This is a genomic window from Streptosporangium sp. NPDC002524 (genome assembly GCF_040295985.1).
Taxonomy (GTDB): Bacteria; Actinomycetota; Actinomycetes; order Streptosporangiales; family Streptosporangiaceae; genus Streptosporangium.
In genome coordinates, this window is sequence record NZ_JBEOWK010000003.1 from 279,574 (window position 1) to 298,193 (window position 18,620).

17 protein-coding genes are annotated in these 18,620 nt (G+C 70.8%); 8 read left to right on the forward strand and 9 right to left on the reverse strand.

The genetic code is table 11. From position 1 onward, the window contains the following. Nucleotides 1-36 precede the first annotated feature (36 nt). Nucleotides 37-915 (reverse strand): tRNA (adenine-N1)-methyltransferase, encoded by an 879-nt coding sequence (locus ABT053_RS06190; protein ID WP_350967792.1) that lies wholly within the window; start codon nt 913-915, stop codon nt 37-39. A 333-nt stretch (nt 916-1,248) separates the two neighbouring features. On the opposite strand from ABT053_RS06190, the gene ABT053_RS06195 reads away from it, so the two are divergent. Continuing rightward, nucleotides 1,249-2,340: a GNAT family N-acetyltransferase gene (locus tag ABT053_RS06195; protein ID WP_350967793.1), complete on the forward strand. Its 1,092-nt coding sequence runs from the start codon at nt 1,249-1,251 to the stop codon at nt 2,338-2,340. 172 nt (nt 2,341-2,512) lie between these two features. On the opposite strand, the gene ABT053_RS06200 is transcribed toward ABT053_RS06195, so the two are convergent. Then, a complete protein-coding gene (locus tag ABT053_RS06200; RefSeq protein ID WP_350967794.1) occupies nt 2,513-3,736 on the reverse strand; it encodes an aminotransferase class III-fold pyridoxal phosphate-dependent enzyme in 1,224 nt (407 codons plus the stop codon). Nucleotides 3,737-3,916: 180 nt separating this feature from the next. Continuing rightward, entirely contained in the window at nt 3,917-4,840 is a 924-nt protein-coding gene (locus ABT053_RS06205; protein ID WP_350967795.1) for a carbohydrate kinase family protein, read from the reverse strand. A gap of 88 nt (nt 4,841-4,928) precedes the next feature. On the opposite strand from ABT053_RS06205, the gene ABT053_RS06210 reads away from it, so the two are divergent. Further along, complete coding sequence (locus ABT053_RS06210) at nt 4,929-5,669, forward strand: TetR/AcrR family transcriptional regulator (protein WP_350967796.1); 741 nt, start codon at nt 4,929-4,931, stop codon at nt 5,667-5,669. Here the strand turns inward: ABT053_RS06210 and ABT053_RS06215 are convergent. Then, nucleotides 5,651-6,439 (reverse strand): serine/threonine-protein kinase, encoded by a 789-nt coding sequence (locus ABT053_RS06215; RefSeq protein WP_350967797.1) that lies wholly within the window; start codon nt 6,437-6,439, stop codon nt 5,651-5,653. The genes ABT053_RS06210 and ABT053_RS06215 overlap by 19 nt on opposite strands. A 120-nt stretch (nt 6,440-6,559) precedes the next feature. Here ABT053_RS06215 and ABT053_RS06220 point away from each other — a divergent pair, with 120 nt between their 5' ends. Further along, nucleotides 6,560-8,599 (forward strand): cation:proton antiporter domain-containing protein, encoded by a 2,040-nt coding sequence (locus ABT053_RS06220; RefSeq protein ID WP_350967798.1) that lies wholly within the window; start codon nt 6,560-6,562, stop codon nt 8,597-8,599. A gap of 116 nt (nt 8,600-8,715) precedes the next feature. On the opposite strand, the gene ABT053_RS06225 is transcribed toward ABT053_RS06220, so the two are convergent. The 4 genes from ABT053_RS06225 to ABT053_RS06240 form a co-directional block, all read right to left on the reverse strand. Beyond that, nucleotides 8,716-10,188 (reverse strand): FHA domain-containing protein, encoded by a 1,473-nt coding sequence (locus ABT053_RS06225; RefSeq protein WP_350967799.1) that lies wholly within the window; start codon nt 10,186-10,188, stop codon nt 8,716-8,718. Further along, nucleotides 10,185-10,619 (reverse strand): hypothetical protein, encoded by a 435-nt coding sequence (locus tag ABT053_RS06230; RefSeq protein ID WP_350967800.1) that lies wholly within the window; start codon nt 10,617-10,619, stop codon nt 10,185-10,187. The genes ABT053_RS06225 and ABT053_RS06230 overlap by 4 nt, the downstream gene beginning before the upstream one ends. A gap of 13 nt (nt 10,620-10,632) precedes the next feature. Then, nucleotides 10,633-12,168 carry a hypothetical protein gene (locus ABT053_RS06235; protein WP_350967801.1) on the reverse strand — a complete coding sequence of 512 codons (1,536 nt, stop codon included), beginning with the start codon at nt 12,166-12,168 and terminating at the stop codon, nt 10,633-10,635. A 171-nt stretch (nt 12,169-12,339) separates the two neighbouring features. After that, nucleotides 12,340-13,428, reverse strand: a complete 1,089-nt coding sequence (locus ABT053_RS06240) for a site-2 protease family protein (protein WP_350967972.1) — start codon at nt 13,426-13,428, stop codon at nt 12,340-12,342. Nucleotides 13,429-13,596: 168 nt separating this feature from the next. Here ABT053_RS06240 and ABT053_RS06245 point away from each other — a divergent pair, with 168 nt between their 5' ends. From ABT053_RS06245 to ABT053_RS06255, 3 genes are all read left to right on the forward strand, one after another. Beyond that, on the forward strand, nt 13,597-14,475 hold the full coding sequence (locus tag ABT053_RS06245) for a RecB family exonuclease (RefSeq protein WP_350967802.1): 879 nt from the start codon (nt 13,597-13,599) through the stop codon (nt 14,473-14,475). 128 nt (nt 14,476-14,603) lie between these two features. Then, nucleotides 14,604-14,741 (forward strand): hypothetical protein, encoded by a 138-nt coding sequence (locus ABT053_RS06250; RefSeq protein WP_350967803.1) that lies wholly within the window; start codon nt 14,604-14,606, stop codon nt 14,739-14,741. Nucleotides 14,742-14,831: 90 nt separating this feature from the next. Next, complete coding sequence (locus ABT053_RS06255; protein ID WP_350967804.1) at nt 14,832-15,728, forward strand: 1-aminocyclopropane-1-carboxylate deaminase/D-cysteine desulfhydrase; 897 nt, start codon at nt 14,832-14,834, stop codon at nt 15,726-15,728. A gap of 45 nt (nt 15,729-15,773) precedes the next feature. Here ABT053_RS06255 and ABT053_RS06260 read toward each other — a convergent pair whose 3' ends face one another. Continuing rightward, entirely contained in the window at nt 15,774-16,883 is a 1,110-nt protein-coding gene (locus tag ABT053_RS06260) for a hypothetical protein (RefSeq protein ID WP_350967805.1), read from the reverse strand. 169 nt (nt 16,884-17,052) lie between these two features. On the opposite strand from ABT053_RS06260, the gene ABT053_RS06265 reads away from it, so the two are divergent. Further along, nucleotides 17,053-17,802: a recombinase family protein gene (locus tag ABT053_RS06265; RefSeq protein WP_350967806.1), complete on the forward strand. Its 750-nt coding sequence runs from the start codon at nt 17,053-17,055 to the stop codon at nt 17,800-17,802. 178 nt (nt 17,803-17,980) lie between these two features. Continuing rightward, nucleotides 17,981-18,610 (forward strand): hypothetical protein, encoded by a 630-nt coding sequence (locus ABT053_RS06270; protein ID WP_350967807.1) that lies wholly within the window; start codon nt 17,981-17,983, stop codon nt 18,608-18,610. Nucleotides 18,611-18,620 lie beyond the last annotated feature (10 nt).

The following is an 18,620-nucleotide window of genomic DNA, read 5'->3' on the forward strand; positions in this document are numbered from 1 at the left end:
GTCACGCTCTCACGGGCCGTCGTGGCCGAATCGTCATCATGTGGCGGAAGACGTGGAAGTCGTGGACTCCTCGCCATGTGCCCCCTTCGCCGGACGTCTACGTCGAGGTGGTGGCGTCACCCCGTCGGCCATGCGACGGGCCGCGACCAGGAACCCGGTGTGGCCGACCATCCTGTGGTCGGGCCGCACCGCCAGCCCCTCGACATGCCAGTCACGAACCAGGGTCTCCCACGCATGGGGCTCGGTGAAACTCCCGTGCTCCCGCAGAGTTTCGACCGTACGGGACAGCTGAGTCGTGGTCGCCACATAACAGCAGATCACACCGCCTGGGGTGAGGGCGCGGGCCGCGGCGTCCACACATTCCCACGGGGCGAGCATGTCCAGGATGATCCGGTCGACGTCGCTCTCGTCGAGATCCTCGGCGAAGTCGCCGACCACCAGGCGCCACTGCTTCATCTGGCCGCCGTAGAACTTCTCCACGTTCTTGGTGGCGATCTCGGCGAAGTCCTGGCGGCGCTCGTACGAGGTGAGGGTGCCCTCGGAGCCGATGGCGCGCAGCAGGAAGCAGGTGAGCGCGCCGGAGCCGACGCCCGCCTCCACCACCCGGGCGCCGGGGAAGATGTCGGCCATCGCCACGATCTGGGCCGAGTCCTTGGGATAGATCACCGCCGCGCCGCGCGGCATGGAGAGCGTGTAGTCCTGGAGGAGGTGCCTGAACGCCAGATACTGGGTGCCGCCGGACGAGCGCACGACCGAGCCCTCGGGCTGGCCGATCAGCTCACTGTGCGGGATTCCGCCCTTGTGCGTGTGGAACACGCCGTCTTCCTTCAGCGTCACCGTGTGGCGCTTGTTCTTGGGGTCGGTGAGCTGAACCTGATCCCCGGCCTGAAACGGCCCATGCCTGCGAAAACCCATGACCGAAAGGTTATCGGCGCGCGGCGGTGTCCTCGGACAGCCGGAACGGCGGGAGGAAGGCAGGGACGGCGGGGGGCGGTAAGGCGGTAAGGAGGACAGCAGGGGATGGCAGAGGGACAGCGGAGGGACGGCCCGGACGCGGTCGCACGGGGAAGGCCGGGGGCGGCGAGGGCCGACGAGGGTGGGCGGGCATCAGCAGGCGTCGGCGGGCGTCGGCGGGCTCGACAGGCGGGGGCGATTCCGGAATTGACCCGCTAAAAGCCGCAAATGTCGCAAAATGGTTCGCTCCCCGGGACCGCACCTGGTAGCTGTTGGGGTGTGTTTCCCCACGATGTGATTCCGGCCGGCCCCGTCGTCCTGAGACCGCTGGACCCGGCCGACGCCGAGACGATCGCCCGGGCCTGCGCCGACCCGGAGATCGTCCGCTTCCTCCCGCTCGTCCCCGTCCCGTACACCCGGGACGACGCGCTCCAGTACATGGAGCAGACCCGGCGGGACTGGGAGACCGGAGGGGCCCCGTTCGCGATCGCCGACGCGGGGACGGGCGAGTGGCTGGGCAACATGAGCCTCATGGCCCGCCCCCGCGGCATGACCGAGATCGGCTACCTGGTCGCGCCGTGGGCACGAGGGCGCGGGGTGGCCACGGCCGCCCTCTCCGCGCTGACCCGGTGGGGGTTCGAGCACGGCGTCAGGCGCGTCGAGCTGTTCGCCGACGTGGAGAACCTGGCCAGCCAGCGGGTCGCCCTGGCCGCGGGTTTCCACCGCGAGGGCGTGCGGCGCGGGGCCGAGGAGCAGCGTGACGGCACCCGCCACGACCTGGTGGCCTTCGCGCGCCTGCCCGGCGACTCCGGCGAGCGCGTGCGGCCCCTGCTGCCGGACTTCCCCGGCGGCTCGCTGACCGACGGGGTGGTGCGGCTGCGGCCGCTCGTCGCCGCCGACACCGCCTGCTACCTCGCACTGCAGAACGTGCCCGACGTCGTGAGGTCCAGCGTCCCGCCCGAGCCCCCCACCTACGAGGAGGCCGAGGAGCGGTGCCGCACCGCGGGCGCGAACCGGCTCGCCGGCACGGGGCTGGAGGCCGCGATCCTGGACGCCGCGACGGGCGCGTTCGCCGGGGACATCCAGTTCAGCGGGGTGATCCCCCCGCTGGCACAGGCCATGACGGGCTACAGCGTGCTGCCGGAGTTCCGCGGCAGGGGCTTCGCCGCCAGGGCGGTGGACCTGCTGGTCGGCTGGGCCTTCGAGCACACCTCCCTGAGCCGGATCATCGCCGGCACCTCACCGGGCAACATCGCCTCGCACCGCGTGCTGGAGCGCGCGGGCTTCACCAGGGAGGCCCTGCTGCACGGGCTGCTGCCCGGCCCCGGCGGCACGCGCCTGGACGACCTGCAGTGGTACCGCCTGCGGGACGACACCCGGCGCTAGCCCCGCGCCGCCGTCCCGGCCCGGACGTCCCGCGAGGACGCCCGGCCGGAACCGTACGCCGCCGTCCCGGCCGGGCTCCCCGGGCCTGACCCGGGCGTCCCTCGAAGCCACCCGGCCGAGGCCGTACGCCGCCGTCCCGGTTCGGACCCCCCCGAAGCCGTCGGGCCGGGGCTCAGTCGGCGCCGAAGCGGGCCCTGAGCTTGGCGTAGGCGGCGTCGGTGCCCTGCAGCGCCCGGTCGATGTCGGCGTCGGTGTGGGCGGCCGACAGGAACCAGTTGTGCCACGGGTGGAGGTAGACCCCCTCCTCCAGGCAGGCCGCGGCCCAGAACATGCCCTTGTCGAGGGTCGCGTCGCCCTCGAAGGAGAGCCACGGGATCTGCACCGGCCCCGTCTGGTTGACCGTGAACCCGTGGGAGGCGGCCTGGGCGGCGAGGCCCTCGCGCAGGCGGGTGCCCGCGCGCTCCATCAGGGCGATGCCGTCGACGGCGCGCAGCGTCTCGATCGTGGCCTTGGCCGCGGCCATCGGGGCGGCGTTGAACCAGAAGGAGCCGGTGGAGTAGAGCGTCTGGGCGGGCCCGCGCAGGGAGTCCACCCCGGTGACGGCGGCGATGGGGTGACCGTTGGCCATGGCCTTGCTGAAGGCGTACAGGTCGGGGCGCACCCCCAGGGGCTCCCAGGACCCGCCCAGGTCGATCCGCCAGCCGCCGCGCACGTCGTCGATCACCAGCGCGGCGCCGATCCGGTCGGCCAGCGCCCGCACCCCCCGGGCGAACTCCGCGGCGACGAGCTCCTGGTCCTCGAACGAGTCGTGCTTGAACGGCGTCACAATGATCGCGGCGACGTCGCCCTCGGCACGGGCGGCGGCGGCCTCGGCGCTGGCGAGGTCGTTGTAGGTGAACTCGACCAGGTCCGCGCGCTCGTTGGGGGTGGTCCCCGCCGTGCTGGGCGTGCACCACGGGTCGGCCCCGTGGTAGGCGCCGTGCGCCATGAGGACCTTGGTCCTGCCGGTGGCGGCGCGGGCGACCATCAGCGCCTGGGTGGTGGCGTCGGTGCCGTTCTTGGAGAACATCACCCAGTCGGCCTGCGGGACGGTCTCCACCAGCAGCTCGGCGAGCTCCACGTAGACGGGACCGGGGCCGTTGAGGCAGTCGCCCGCGGCGAGCTGGGCCGCGACGGCGCTCTCGACGGCGGGGTGGCGGTGGCCGAGGACCATCGGGCCCCAGGAGCACATGAGATCGACGTACTCGCGCCCGTCGGCGTCACGCTGGCGGCAGCCCTCGCCCCCGACGAAGAACTGCGGGTAGGCGGGACCGTGCAGGGCCGCGTTGAGATGGCCGTACATGCCGCCGGGGACGACCTTGGCGGCCCGCTCCCTGAGTTTGGCGTCGATGGACATGCGTCGTCCTTTCACATCTGGGGTCACGGCTGGGGTCACATCTTGGAGGGCACGGCTGCAGTCACGGCTGAGGTCACATCTGGGGGCACGGCTGGGTCCGTGTCCGGACGCGTTCCGGCGGCCCGGTGCCGCTCCCGCCGCCCGTACGGCCCCGGGGGGCGGGTCGTCCGGGCGGCGGGGTCACTTCTCGTCCCGGAGCTCCCGCGCCCCCTCCAGGCCCGCGTCCGAGCCGAGGCCCCCGGCGACGCGGGCGGCCAGCGCGGTGCCGAGCCGCGCGGCGCCGGCCACGTCGCGGCCGTCGACCAGACCGGTGACGAACCCGGCGCAGTAGGCGTCGCCGCACCCGGTGGTGTCGACCACCGGCACGTCGAGGGCGGGCACGCGGGTGAGGCCCTCCGCGTCGGCGATGAGGCTCCCGTCCGCGCCGAGCGTGACCAGGACGGCCGAGGGGCCCTCCGGCAGCAGGGCCAGCAGGGACCGCGCGGCCTCCTCCACCCCGGCGGCACCGCTCATCAGCAGCGCCTGCTCCTCGTTGGGCAGGAGGTAGTCGACGTGCGGCAGGAAGGCGCGGACCCCCTGCATGAGGTCCGGCATGTTGGACAGCAGGTCCATGGTCACGATCGTGCCCGCCGCCCGCGCCTCGTCCAGCAGCGCGTAGAACGCGGGGTCGTACAGGCCCCAGGTGACGTCCATCCCGCCCAGGTGCACCACCCGCGCGCCGAGGACGGTCTCGCGGGAGACGTCGGCGGTGGACAGGCCCAGGTTCGCGCCGGGGACGTGGAAGGACGGGCGCCCGCCGTCGGGACGGATCGGCAGGATCGAGGCGGCGGTCTGCTCCCCCGGCCTGCGGACGATCCCGCCCACCTCGACCCCGCGCCGCCCCATCATCATGAGGAGCAGGTCTCCGAGCTCGTCGTCGCCGATCGCTCCCACCGAGGCCACCGGGACGCCGAGCGCGGCCAGATCGACGGCGGTCGCGGCGGCGGCGCCCGCCGCGGTGACGCGGATCTGCTCCAGCAGATGGGTGTCCTGCCCGGCGGGGATCGACTCCACCGGTCTGGCGAGCACGTCCACGATGTGCACGCCGAGGGTGACGACGGTCATGGCGAGTCCTCCTCGTGTCTTCAGCGGATAATAGACGGGCGACCGACTAAAATGTCAACGGATCCGTCGGGAATCGGGGAGGGGCGAGGTGCCGAAGATCGTCAATCACGGCGAGCGGCGCGAGGAGGTCGTCGAGGCCGCGCGCCGCGTCATCCTGCGCGAGGGGATCGAGGCCGCCACGACCAGGGCCATCGCCAGGGAGGCCGGTTACTCCAACGGCGTGCTGACCCACTACTTCGCCGACAAGGACGACATCATGCTGTCGGCGCTGCGGTCCTCGCACCGGCGCATCGTGGAGCGCCTGCGCGGCAAGCTGGCCGGTCTCACCGGCCTGGCCGCGCTGCGCGAGCTCCTCCTCGACAACCTTCCGCTGGACGAGGAGCGCGCCGGGGAGAGCGGGCTGGAGATCGGCTTCTGGAGCCGCAGCATGACCAGCCCGGCGATGCTGGAGGCCCAGCGCGCCGAGGCCGAGGAGCTGCGCTATCTGGTGCGCAGCCTGCTCGGCGCGGCGTCCGGCGCCGGGGAGATCGCCACCTCCGACGACCTCGACGACGTCACCGAGCGGCTGCTCGCCCTCGTCGACGGGCTGAGCGCGCACCACCTGCTCTATCCGGACAGGCTCGGCGCCGCGCGCCTGGAACGGATGCTCGACGCCGAGCTGGACCGCCTCCGCCCCGCCGGCGGGCGGGCCGAGCAGTCCGGGCAGGCCGCGCAGGCCGCGCAGTCCGGGCAGGCCGCGCAGTCCGAGCAGGCCGCGCAGTCCGGGCAGTCCGGGCAGGCCGAGCAGGCCGCGCAGTCCGGGCGGGACGCTCAGACCAGCAGCGCGTAGAGCCGGTCGGCCACTCCCCTGGCGGTGGGCCGCTTGGCCTCGTCGCCGAGGCAGGCCTGGACCAGGTCCGACAGCTCGGGCTCCAGGCCCGGGTCGATCGAGGGCGGCGTGCTGTTCAGCTTGCGCAGGGTCAGCAGCGGGTCGTGGGTGGGCAGCTCCCCGTAGAGGCCGTTGCCGCTCACCGCCCGGTGCAGCGTCGCGCCCAGCGACCACACGTCCCCCGCGGGGGTGGGGGTCTCCCCCTGCAGCAGCGTGGGGTCGGTGAACTCCACCGACCCGATGTCGCCCATCCCCGTCACCGTCGCGCCGGGCATCAGCACCTGCGACAGGCCCAGGTCCGAGAGCTTGCCGCCGTCGTCGGTGAGCAGCACGTTGCCGGGACGGATGTCGCGGTGGACGATCCCCTCCTCGTGCAGCGCCTGCGCCGCGTGGGAGACGCAGGCGATCGCGCGCAGCACCCGCTCGCGCGAGGGGGGCTCCGCGGGACGCGCCAGCGAGCCGCCCGGCAGATACTCCATCGAGTAGTAGAACACCCCGCCCTGCTGTCCGGCGTCGTAGAGCCGCACCAGATAGGGCGAGCGCACCGCGGCGAACGCCTTCAGCTCCCTCGTGGCGCGGCGGAACGCGTCGTTCCCGGTGCCGCCCACCACCTTCACCGCCACCAGGTCCGCCTCGACGGGCAACCGTCCGGGCCTCTTCGCCAAGTAGAACTCGCCGTGGTTGCCCGCCCCCAGCGACCGGACGAACTCGTAATCGGCGATGCCTTCCACCAACGGTCTCCCTCCATGCCCGCGCAACGTTCGCGACGACATTCCCCACACGGTAACGTCGCCCTCGACATTCTCGGGGCTTTTCTTCGCATACGGAAAGCGTGCCGGCAAGTGCTCCATATGGACCTGCTCCTGCTCGACCTCGTCATCGTCCTCGCGGCCGCCCGGCTGTTCGGCGCGCTCGCCAGACGGCTCGGCCAGCCGCCGGTCATCGGCGAGATCGTGGCGGGCATCCTGCTGGGCCCCACGCTGCTGGGCCCACTCATCGGCGACCAGCTGTTCGGGCCCGAGATGCGGCCCCCGCTGCAGGCCCTGGCCAACGTCGGCCTCGTGCTGTTCATGTTCGTCGTCGGCCTGGAGCTGGACCAGAAGCTGGTCAGGGGCAAGGGCCGGATCGCGGTGACCGTGGCGCTCGGCTCGACGGTGGTGCCGTTCGTCCTGGGCTGCGTGCTCGCGCTGGCCGTCGCGGACGAGCACGTGGGCGGCGGCAGGACCCTGCCGTTCGTGCTGTTCATGGGCGCGGCGATGGCCGCCACCGCGTTCCCGGTGCTGGCCAGGATCCTCACCGACCGGGGGATGCAGCGCATCACGCTCGGCGGTCTCGCCCTCGCCTCGGCGGCCGTCATCGACGTGCTCGCCTGGACCGTCCTGGCGGTGGTGGTGGGCATCGCCGGGGCGGGCGAGGCCGAGGGACAGTGGAAGGTCCTGCTCGCCCTGCCGTACGCGCTGGTGATGTTCCTGGTGGTCAAGCCGCTGCTGGCCCGCCTGGTGCCCGCGTACGAGAAGGCGGGGCGGCTCACGCCCGGGCTGCTCTCGCTGGTGCTCATCGGCCTGATCGGGTCGGCCTGGGCCACCGAGTGGATGCACGTCCACTTCATCTTCGGGGCGTTCGTGTTCGGCACGGTGATGCCCCGCGAGGGGGCCGAGCGGCTCAACCACGAGATCCTGGAGCGGCTGGAGCAGCTCGCCGTGCTGCTGCTGTTGCCGATGTTCTTCGTGGTGGCGGGTCTCAACGTCAACCTGCGCGAGCTCGACCTGTCCAGCCTCGGCACCCTCGCCGCGATCCTGGCCGTCGCGATCGGCGGCAAGCTGCTCGGCTCCTACGCCGCCGCCCGGACGCAGCGGCTGCCCGCCCGGCAGTCCTGGACGCTGGCCGCCCTGCTCAACACGCGGGGACTCACCGAGATCGTCATCCTCACCGTCGGCCTGCAGAAGGGCGTGCTCGACGACGAGCTGTACTCGCTGATGGTGGTCATGGCCCTCGTCACGACCGCGATGACCGGCCCGCTGGTGCGCAGGCTCTACCCCGACCGGCGGGTGGCCCGCGACATCGCCGACGCCGAGCGCGCCGCCCTCGGGGTGAGCGCCGCCCACCGGGTGCTGGTGATCGTGCCGGAGCCCGCCGCCGAGCAGGCGCCGCTGGTCGGCCTGGCCACCGCCCTGGCCCTCTCGAAAACCCCGTCCGAGGTGGTGCTGGGCCATCTGCGCCCCTACCCGGCGGGTCGCCTGGAGGTCGGCAGCGGCCTGTCCTCGGAGCTGGCCGAGCTGGCCGAGACCCTTCAGGAGCTGGAGACGCTGGCCGCCGCGGCCCGCGAGCGCGGCCCGGACGCCAGGGTGGTGAGCCGGTTCGGCGCGGACGTGGCGGGCGAGCTGCCGGGGCTGGCCTCCGGCGCGCGTCCCGACCTGCTGGTGCTGCCCGCCGGTGTCCCCGGCCACGCCGGTGTGCGCGACGGCGCCACCTGCCGCGTGGTGACCGTGGCCGAGTCCGTGACCAAGTCCGTGACCGAGTCCTCGTATCCGTTCGAGCAGGCCGGGCCGGTGGCGGTGCACCACCGCCCGGGGGACGACGCGGCCGCCCACGTGGCGCTCACCCTCGCGATGTCGCGGGGGCGGCCCCTCGTCGTCACCGGGGGCAACCGGGCCTCGGCGCTCGCCCAGCGGCTGGTCAGGCTCGGGGTGGAGGCCACCTCCGGCCCGGTCCCGGAGGGCGCGCTGGTCGTGGCCGCCGACACCGCGAACGCCCCGGAGGGCGCCCACCTGCTGGTCCGCGCCGAGCAGGACGCCGACCCGGTCGACTGGGCCGAGGCCGTCTCCGCCCTGCGCGCCCCAGCCGCACCGGTCGTCCCGGCCGCCCCGGTCCCTCCGGCCGTACGGCCCTGACCGCCCGGACGGCGTGAGGCGTTCTCAGCGCCGGGTTTCCCGGCGGTGAGGGTTCCCGGCGACAGGCGTTCTCAAGGTGAGCGTTGCGCGACAGGCGTTCTCGGGGGTGGACGTTCTCAGCGGTTGCGGTGCGACTCGTAGCGCATGGTGCGCGAGACGCCGATCCGCACGGTGGTGCCGGGCAGGATCGCGACCGGCTCGTTCGGCGGGATGTCGTAGAAGTTGGGGTCGCCGGGCGGCTGGATCTGGGTGCCGTTCACCGACCCCAGGTCGACCAGGTTGACGTCCCAGCCGTCCAGCGCCACCCGCAGGTGGCGCCGGGAGACCGAGCCGTCGGGGCTGGTGACCTTGGCCGGACGCACCGAGCCGTCGGCCACCTCGGGGGCCCGCTCGGGGTCGCGGCCCACCAGGTAGTCGGTGTCGAGCCGCAGCGTCAGGCCGTCGTCCAGGAGCAGCACCCCCAGCGGCGGGCGCGGCCCCTTGTAGGGGACCAGGGTGCGCTGGACCAGCGCGATGCCGCAGACCGCGCAGTAGGGCACGCGGGGGTCGTTGAAGTGGTCGTTCTTGCAGTCGACCCCGTAGACCAGCGGCCGCGCCTCGGGCTCGGCCGCGGGACCGGCGGGGTCGTTGCCCGGCTGCGAGCCCCCGGGCGTGAGCAGCTCGTACTCGAACGGCTGGTCGCGCACGTCGACGGGGTCGCCGCCCATCCCGCTCGCCATCGCGGTGTCGATGTCCTCGTGGTGGACGACCGCGGGGGCGGGCCCGGTGGAGGGGCCGCCGGCGTGGGCGCCCGGGTGGCCGGGAGAGGAGAGCGGGCCCTGCGGCATCGGCTCGGAGTGCCACGCCTGCGGCTGCGGCTCGCGCCGGGGCTCGGCCGGCGGGGCGGACGAGGGGTAGGGCTCGGCCGGGCCCATCGGGTAGGGGGCGGGCGGGGCGGCCTCCGGAGGGGCCGACCACTCGGGGGGCGCCGACCGCTCGGGCGGCGCGGGCATCGGGGTGGGCGCGGGGGCCGCGGGCTCCATCCGGGGCGCGGCCTGCTGGACGTTCTGCCGGCCCTGCTGGGCGTGCTGCCCCTGGGGGGCGGACTCCGCCCGCGGCACGACCCGCGGGGCGGCGCCCGGCTCGGTCAGGTCACACCAGACCCCGCCCGCGACGATCACCCCCGCGTCCAGCCGGGACAGCGGGTGCGCGTCCCCGGCGTCGGGAAGGCGCAGCTCCACCCGGGTCACCGGGCCGGGGACCAACCGGTCGGACCAGGTGAGCGCGTCACGGCCGGCGAGCTGGACCTCACCGTTCGCGCCGGTCACCGACGCGAACGCCGGGCCGCTGACCAGGACGGCCACTCCCCCGCTGACGGGACCGGCGACGGCGCACGCCACCGGCTCGCCCATCATCACGGCGAGGATCTGGGCGACGCGGCGGGCCAGCGCCCGGCCGTCGCCGCCGGAGGCCGCGGTCTCCCGCAGCGCCCCCAGCAGATCCTCGACGACGGCCTCGGCCGCGTCGCACACCAGCAGCAGGCCGCCCTCGTGGGCCACCAGCCCGTTGCCCGGAAGCGGACGCACCACCCCGAAGCCCTGGTCGGTCACAGAACTCTCCCTCCCCGGAAACGCCACCGGATGAACGGCACCCTCATGGGACCGTTCGTCACCAACCAGATGCTTACCCAGACGACGGTGAAATGCGTCCAGAAGGCGGCCGGTGGGACCGGATCGATGAAATCAACTGCACCGGACCGTAGCAAAAAGTACAGCACTAGACCTTCGGGCACGAGTGTCAGCAGGCCGAAGAGGGTCGGCCAGTCCTTCTCCCATCTGAACTGCATCAGGAAGTGGTATATCAGCTCCCAGACGACCCCCAGCACGGCCACCGCCGCGATGACGAGGAGGCCGTTGACGTAGCGGCCGGAGAGCGATCCGGAACCGGGAAGCAGCGGAACGATCAGCAGGGTGATGACCACGCCGACGGTGGCGAGCATGAACAGGCGCGTCTGAATACGGCCCAGCAGGGTCGGAACCACGGGGGGATACTCCTTACACCGACGAGTTGCGGGCCCATTTGAACCACTGCGCGGTCGACCGCAGCGGCCCCATCCTCTTGACGAACCCTCGCCTCGCCAGGTCGTCGGCGATCTCCTGGGCCGCGATCTGCAGGCCGAGGAAGGTGTCGACGCCGGGGAAGTAGCCGCCGAGGGTGGCGGATCCGGAGGCGTAGAGGGCGCCGTCGCCGCTCGCCGTCCCCTTCACCTCGAAGTGGCGCTCCACGTCCAGCCTGCCCACCGGGTTGCGGCCCGCCCCGCCGTACTGGAGCAGGTCCGCGAAGATCCGGTGCTCGGCGATGTCGGCCTCGAGGCCCGTGCAGTCGATGATGTAGTCGGAGACCGGCTCCCTGACGATGCCGTCGCCGCTGCGCACGTAGCTGACGAGCCGCCCGTCGCGGCTCTCCTCCACCCGGTCGACGGTGCCCTGCACGGCGTGGTAGTAGCCGCCGCTGCGGCCCGCCCGCATCTGCTCCTGCCAGCGCCGCCGGAATGGGGTGTTGGTGCCGCCCATCTCCTTGTACTTCTTCGCCCGCTCGGCCCCCTCCAGCTTGCGCATCTCCGCCTTGAGCTGGCCGCCCCACACCGACTTGGGGTAGTTGAAGCCCTGGTAGGCCCAGCCGTCGCCGCCCTTGCGGCGCGACCAGACGTGCGGGCCGTGCGAGCCGCTGACGAACGTGCGGAAGATGTGGATGATCTGGGTCTGCAGGTTGTACTTCTCCCGGTCGTCGAACAGCCGCTGGAGCACCCGGGAGGCGACGATGCCGCCGCCGCGGATGACCACGGTGCCCGGCCGGGTCTTCAGGAACTCGTACACCTGCTCGTGCGGCTCGTAGGCGTTGACGACGTGCTGGTAGTCACCGTGCTTGGTACGGAACTCCTGCAGGTCGGGCAGGAACTTCAGGCCCGGGTAGCCGATCGCGACGTGCACGAAGCGCGAGCGGAAGATGATGCGCTTGGTCGGCGCCGCGCCGTCGGGCGGGGTGACCACGGTGAAGTAGCCGCCGCCCGCCCTGCGGCGGACCATCCGTACCTGGCCCTTGACCAGCATGTCCCAGTAGTTGATGCGCTTGGCCTCGCGTTCGAGGTTCTCGAAGACGGTGCCGGCGCGCGGGGTCCAGAAGTCGTTCAGGAGCGGCTCGGTGAGGATCTGCCACAGGTACGACGGCTTCTTCTCCTTCCACGCCTCCTCCAGGGCGTAGGAGGGGAATCCCCACAGGTTGTCCGGGCGGGAGGAGGAGTCGGAGCGGATCCGCTCACCCCGGGGGATCTGCGAGCACCGGGTGAGGAACTCGTAGGTCTGCCACGGGTGGTCGATGTTGGACACCACCCGCATCTGCGAGGTGGGCACGCCGTAGATCCGCAGGTAGTCGAGCGTCACGAAGGACCCCATGCCGCCGCCGACCGTGAGGAAGGGGATGTCGTACATGGGGATGCCCGCGGCCGCGACCATCTGGTCGGTCCATTCGGGGGCGCCGAGGAGATCCGGCGTCAGATCGCCGGCCGGAGCCGGCGTGTGGGGGGGTGCCAATTGACGTCCCTTAAGCTACATGGCCAGCCCGTTCGCTGGCCAAAACCCTAGTCCTGGTAAGTGCCGAAAACGAGTGGGACGAACGGGCACGATCCTCTCCTGCCGTCTCGTCCCTGTCCCCCGTCACCGGCGAGTATCCAGTGAGACGCCTGTGAACGACCTGTGGTTCGCTTAAACCCCGCTGAATACGCGGTTCACGTCCGAGGTCGCGAGCACGCCGAAGATCTCCCCGCCCCGCTCCACCAGGAGATACTCCCCGGCCGGGGACTCGCGCATCGCGTCGATCAGCGGCTCGCCCTCCAGGTCGGCGGCGAGCACCAGCGACGGCTCCAGGCTGCGCGCCAGCGAACCCGCCGTCACCCAGGGGCGGCGGCTCTCCGGGGTGGCCTCCACGGCGACCTCGTTCACGATGCCCGTGGGGTGGCCGTCGTGGTCGACCACGACCATCGCCCCCGCCCGCGCCTCGGCGGCCCGGCGCAGGGCCTCGGCCAGCGGCACGTCGCCGGTGACCGCGATGGCCCGCCTGGCCAGGGCGCGGGCGTTGACCTCGGGGATGCGGGCCCGCACCCGGGCGCCGCGCAGCGCCTGGGTGGCGCCGAACCAGATGAAGGAGGCGAGCAGCACCGACCAGATGAGCATCAGGTCCGGCTCCTGCCCGGTCACCAGCGCCGACCAGACGGTGAACGCCACCAGGCCGACGGCCAGCACCCGGCCCGTCCAGGCGGCGGCGATCGTGCCGGTGACGGGCTTGCGAGTGATCTTCCAGACGCCCGCCCGCAGCATGCGCCCGCCGTCGAGGGGCAGTCCCGGCAGCAGGTTGAAGATCCCGACGATCAGGTTGGCGAGCCAGAGCTGGAAGACCAGGACGCCGACGATCGTGCCGGGGGGGATGACGTAGGAGGCGGCGAAGCCGATCCCGGCCAGCCCGAGCGAGAGCAGCGGCCCGGCGAAGGCCACCATGAACTCTCTGCCCGGCGTCTCCGGCTCGCGCTCGATCTCCGAGACGCCGCCGAGGAAGTAGAGCGTGATCCGCCGGACCGGCAGGCCGTACATCCTGGCCACCACGCAGTGCGCCAGCTCGTGCAGGAGCACCGAGACGTACAGCAGCACCGCGAAGACGAACGCGACGACGTACGTGAGCGGGACGTTCAGGTCGGGCAGCCACGAGGCCACCACGCTCTGGAACGAGTAGGTGATGAACGCCGCCACGATGAACCAGGTCGGCGAGACGTAGATCGGGATGCCGAACGGGCGGCCCATCCGCAGCCCCGGATTGTCCTGGCGTGGGCTGTCGCTGCTCACCGCTGGCTCACCATTCCTCGTCCCATCCACCCTCAGGCCTCGATGGTACGCGCCGCCGGGCCTCCCGCAGACGCCGCGAGGGCACCTCGGGCACAAACTGTCGTCACCGTGACCTACAGTGCGGTCATGTCACCGACCGAGCCCACGATCGTCGGAGCCCTGTCGCCGTCGCGCGCGGGTGACTTCATGACGTGCCCGCTGCTCTACCGCTTCCGGGTGATCGACCGGCTTCCCGAGCCGCCGTCGCCCGCCGCGGTGCGCGGCACGATGGTCCACTCGGTGCTGGAGCGCCTGTACGACCTGCCCGCCCCGCGGCGCACGGTCTCCGCGGCCCAGGACCTGCTGGAGCCGCAGTGGCGCAGGCTCCTGGAGGAGGATCCGTCGTACGCGGACATGTTCACCGGCGACGGCGACCACGCCGAGTGGCTCGCCCAGGCCCGCGCGATGCTGGAACGTTACTTCACCCTTGAGGACCCCACCTGCCTGGAGCCCGCCGAGCGGGAGCTCTACGTGGAGGCGGTGCTCGGCAGCGGCCTGATGCTGCGGGGCTACATCGACCGGCTGGACGTGGCGCCCACCGGCGAGGTCCGCGTCGTCGACTACAAGACCGGCAGCGCCCCGGGGCCCGCGTTCGAGGCCAAGGCGCTGTTCCAGATGAAGTTCTACGCGCTGGTCCTGTGGCGGTTGCGCGGCTCGGTGCCCCGCATGCTCCAGCTGATGTATCTCGGGGGCGGCGGCGAGGTCCTGCGCTACGTCCCCGACGAGGCCGACCTGCTCGCCACCGAGCGCAAGGTCCAGGCCCTGTGGCAGGCGATCGAGCGGGCCCTGGAGACGGGCGAGTGGCGCTCCAGGCCCAGCAGGCTGTGCGGCTGGTGCAGCTACCAGAGCCTGTGCCCGGAGTTCGGCGGCACTCCCCCGCCCGTCCCCGAGCGGCAGCCCGGCGACACCGTCCGCAGCAACCGGCGCCCCGCCAGGACCTCGCGGGCGGCCACCGACGAGCTGTAGGCGCGGCGGCGTGGTGAGGGCCTTCGCTCCTTGGCCCCCTCTCCGTCCCCGGTCAGCCGGCCTATGCCCTGGACGAGCACACCGAAGGTTGCAAGGTCGCGGTCCTGGTAACCCTGCTCGCGCGGGCCATGGCCTACATGATCCGGTTGGCCGGACTCCATGCCTTGGCCGACAAGCGGACCAAGATCACCGTTAAGGACTTCGCCGCCACGCTGTCGCCTATCACCTACATGGTGGAGATGGTGTACCGAGCGGCGAACGTGTGACGGGTGCGGTTCTTGACGGACGATCTACAGCTGACGCAGTCCATCCAGCTGGGAAAGAGCTTGCCGTAGGGTGTTAGCATCCTGAAAACCATGTGCCACCGAGGACACCGACAAGGCGAACTTGGCCAGCCGCAGCCTTCGCCCCTCGTGGAACTCCACGACCCCCGGCTCAGCCGCGCAGGCGTACGCCTCCTGTTGAAGCGCGATGACCTGATCCACCCATTGCTGCCCGGCAACAAGTGGCGCAAGCTGAAGTACAACCTGGAGCGGGCCGCCAGTCTCGGGCACGAGACCCTGCTGACGTTCGGCGGCGCCTACTCCAACCACGTGCGGGCCGTCGCCGCAGCTGGGGCGTTGCTCGGCGTTCAGACTATCGGGGTCATCCGCGGCGAGGAGCACCTACCGCTCAACGATGTCCTGGCTGCCGTCACCGGCCACGGGATGCGGCTGGTCTACATGGACCGCACCACCTACCGGGCCAAGAGCACCACGCCCGTCATCGAGGAACTCCGCCAGCGGTTCGGCCGCTTCTACTTGCTGCCCGAGGGAGGCAGTAACGAGCTGGCGGTGCGCGGCTGCGCGGAGCTTCCGGCCGAGATTGACGTGCCGTTCAACGTCATCTGCTGCCCAGTCGGCACCGGCGGCACGCTGGCAGGCATCGCCGCTGGCCTGAGTGCTGGACAGGAGGCGCTGGGCTTCTCCGTCCTGCGAGGAGGGCAGTTCCTGGCCGACGATGTCGCCAGACTCCAGACCGCCACTTATGGAGAGGTGACAACGAACTGGGTGATCAACCACGACTTCCACAGTGGTGGGTACGCCAAGCGCAACGCCCAGCTCGACGCGTTCATCGACGACTTCGCCGGCCGGCATGGGATGAAGCTGGACTGGGTGTACGTCGCGAAGATGATGCGCGGCATCTTCGCACTCATGGAAAGCGGCGCCTTCCCCAAAGGCACGGTCATCATCGCTGTGGTGACCGGCCCATAAAAGGGGCTTGGGCTACTGGTCCGAGGTGGCGTCACTCACGGCCAGTCACAACTTCAGGTGGTACGGGCGCAGGTCACGGGGAGACTGGGCGCTGTCGACCCAGGTTATCTTCCACCCTCCCGAGTTGACCTTGAAGTTCTTGCCGAAACCCAACCACTTGCCGCTCATCTCCCGGCCCGTAGGGCTGAGGAGCAATTGCAGGGCCCCCTGGTAGGTGGCGCCGCGGTAGTAGCCGTCCGGGGCGGTCTCCTCGGTCCACGTACCCGTGACGACGGCGCCGGCGACCGACAGGTTCATGGCCAGGCGTGAGCCAGTGCTGTGCGGCAAGCTTTGCCCGTCTATTTGTCCGCCCTGCTGGCGGAAGACCACGTAGTGCTGGCCTTCGAGTTCCTTGTCACGGCCGCTGGAGTGATACAGGTACTGAGACAGCCACAATCCCGACATGTTCGAGGCAGACGCCAGAGGGACCTGGGATGGTTCAGCAGTATGGGCGTGGGCGGTTCCCACGTTGGTGGCCGCCAGCGCCAGCCCAGCCGACAGCTTGAGCAACAGGTCTCGCCGACCAACGTCCACGCGAGTTTCGTCGGTGAAGGCGGCGATCGTTTCAGCCAACTCGTGGACATCCATTTCGTGTAATCGGCGCATGATCACATCCAAATGACCTGGTGACCACAACCTCATGGTAGGGCTCTGCGCGGAGCATGTCTCGCCTGCAGAAACGAGAATGGAAGATGATTCCGTGTCCGGGTCGGCCGAGGCTGTACTGAGCTGATTCAGCTGAGTTCGCAGCTGGTATTGCGGGTCTTCGGGGCGAAAGTCGGCACAGTCTGCCAATAGGTCGGCCACGCGGCATTGGTAGAGCTGAGCAAGGCGCGTCAGCACCTCCAAAGAGGGAGTATGCCCTGATCGGGAGGGCCACAGTTCCCAGTACGAGAAATTCTTGAAGGTCTTCGGCTCAGCCGGCCAAAGCTTGTTCCACTGGTCGGCCGCCTGACTTTGAGACCATCCGCGGGCCAGCCGGAACGCGACACGCCTGTTGACCTGATATGTGTTGGCGAACACGACGGCGATCTCAGACCAGGTTCGGTTCGAGGCGCGAAGATCACGGGTGAGCTGTTGCCGTTCCTGCCGGGTGCTGCGCGGTCTGACTCCCATCGGACACCTCACTCCAGGCGTGGAGGTCTGCGGACGGGCCCTCACCATACAGATCCTCCCCGCCGTACGGGGAGGTTTCTCTCCGGGAGTTCATGGTTGCCCTGGGTGTTTTAACCACGGCTCACGTCTCAAAGTTAAGGGGTCTCATCCTCCTTTCAAAGGTGCGGCGATGGCTACGAAAACCCCATTCAACCTGCTCCACCACCCCCCGAATACTTGTCGGAGCCGTGCTCTCGGCTACATACGCATCGCGGAAGACGCGCTTCCCTGGGAGGTGACCGGCCTGCGTGACCGCATCGCGGAGTACGCGGCCAACGAGAGACTGCAGCTCCTCGGTGTGCTCGTTGAAAGGACCGGCACCGGCACCCCGGCTTTCGCTGAACTCGTTGAAGCCCTGAAGAAGTATGACGCCGGGACAGTCATCGTGCTGTCCTCCGAACACCTCGCTCAAAGTCATGGTCTCCGCCAGACATTGGTCGATCTTCTCGCCGAGCAGGCCGATGCGCTCGTTCCTCCGTTTTCACCCGATGAGCCCCAAAGCTCGCTCCCGCCGTCTCGGCCACCAGCCGAAGCGGCAATAAGTGACGCGACGGCGGAGGGACACGACAAGGCGTTGGCCGTCGTGCAGCGACTGCTGAAAACGAAGGAAATTCACGCTTACACCGTCCACACGATCGCCCTGAAGCTGGGGCAGGATGGCACGCCGTGGCCGCTGGGGCAGCGGACCCGACGTCCTCCCGAGCTTGTCGCTCACAGCCGTGAGGGTTGGGAGGTGGCGACGGTGACCGTGGGATTGCGGTCGGGCTTCTTCGTGGTTTCGCTGCCTTCAGTGGGGGTCACGGCCCAGCTGGTGAACGCCGACCAGCCTCACGCGGTCGTGGACCTGATCCTCGCCGCGCTCCCGAAGGAAGCGGCGTGAGACGGGAGGTCCCGGAGTTCGACGTGACAAAGAACCCGGAGGGCTCTCTCGAAGCACGCCGTACAGGCAGCCCCGTGAGCACCCCAGCCGAGGTGAGCGCGGCGACGTTCCGAGACCTTGAGCTGGGGTTCCTGGTCGTACGGGTGCGGTGGTCGCTCTGGCCAGACGGGAGCTCCAGATGACCTCCGACGCGGCGACACAGCTTCGTGTCCCCTACGTCATCGCCCACGCCGACGAGGCCGTACCGCAACGTCTGCGGTTCGCCCGGCACCCGCTCGGGAGGCTGCGGCTCGCCTACGACGATCCGCGCCGAGGCGACATGGCCCACGGGGTGCTGCGAGCCCGCGTGCTGAACAACCAGCGGGGAGCGCCGCAGTGGCGGAAACTCAACACGTTGCGTCAATGGCGGTGCATGGTGAAGAACCTGTGCCAGGTCTGCGGACAGGTCGCCACCGACCCGGAAACCGGGCGCATTTCCTGGATCATGACCGACACGGCGTTCCGGGACATTCCCGACGTGGCAAACAGCGGCTACACCAGCGCGCCCGCGACCTGCCGGGCGTGCATCCCCGCATCACTCAGCATGTGCCCTCAGCTCCATGTGTCGTCCGCCGTCTACACCGTGGCCCGCAGTGAGCCCGCCGCCGTCCTGGCGGACATGTTCGGCCCCGGCCCCGGTGGGCTGGCCGTCCACACCGGAGAGCACAACGTCCTGGTCGGCCTGAACGAACCGCACCTGCTTCGCAACGCGCTCGCCACCCAGTTGATCGTCCAGGTCCACGACCTCCAGCCAGCGGACCGGAAGTGACTGACCCCCC

Bases quoted from the DNA above. Each gene is read 5' to 3' on its own strand.
- ABT053_RS06190 (WP_350967792.1), bottom strand. From the start codon at position 915: ATGGGTTTTCGCAGGCATGGGCCGTTTCAGGCCGGGGATCAGGTTCAG.
- ABT053_RS06200 (WP_350967794.1), bottom strand. From the start codon at position 3,736: ATGTCCATCGACGCCAAACTCAGGGAGCGGGCCGCCAAGGTCGTCCCC.
- ABT053_RS06205 (WP_350967795.1), bottom strand. From the start codon at position 4,840: ATGACCGTCGTCACCCTCGGCGTGCACATCGTGGACGTGCTCGCCAGA.
- ABT053_RS06220 (WP_350967798.1), top strand. From the start codon at position 6,560: ATGGACCTGCTCCTGCTCGACCTCGTCATCGTCCTCGCGGCCGCCCGG.
- ABT053_RS06240 (WP_350967972.1), bottom strand. From the start codon at position 13,428: ATGGGCCGCCCGTTCGGCATCCCGATCTACGTCTCGCCGACCTGGTTC.
- ABT053_RS06245 (WP_350967802.1), top strand. From the start codon at position 13,597: ATGTCACCGACCGAGCCCACGATCGTCGGAGCCCTGTCGCCGTCGCGC.
- ABT053_RS06250 (WP_350967803.1), top strand. From the start codon at position 14,604: ATGGCCTACATGATCCGGTTGGCCGGACTCCATGCCTTGGCCGACAAG.
- ABT053_RS06255 (WP_350967804.1), top strand. From the start codon at position 14,832: ATGTGCCACCGAGGACACCGACAAGGCGAACTTGGCCAGCCGCAGCCT.
- ABT053_RS06260 (WP_350967805.1), bottom strand. From the start codon at position 16,883: ATGGGAGTCAGACCGCGCAGCACCCGGCAGGAACGGCAACAGCTCACC.
- ABT053_RS06265 (WP_350967806.1), top strand. From the start codon at position 17,053: ATGGCTACGAAAACCCCATTCAACCTGCTCCACCACCCCCCGAATACT.
- ABT053_RS06270 (WP_350967807.1), top strand. From the start codon at position 17,981: ATGACCTCCGACGCGGCGACACAGCTTCGTGTCCCCTACGTCATCGCC.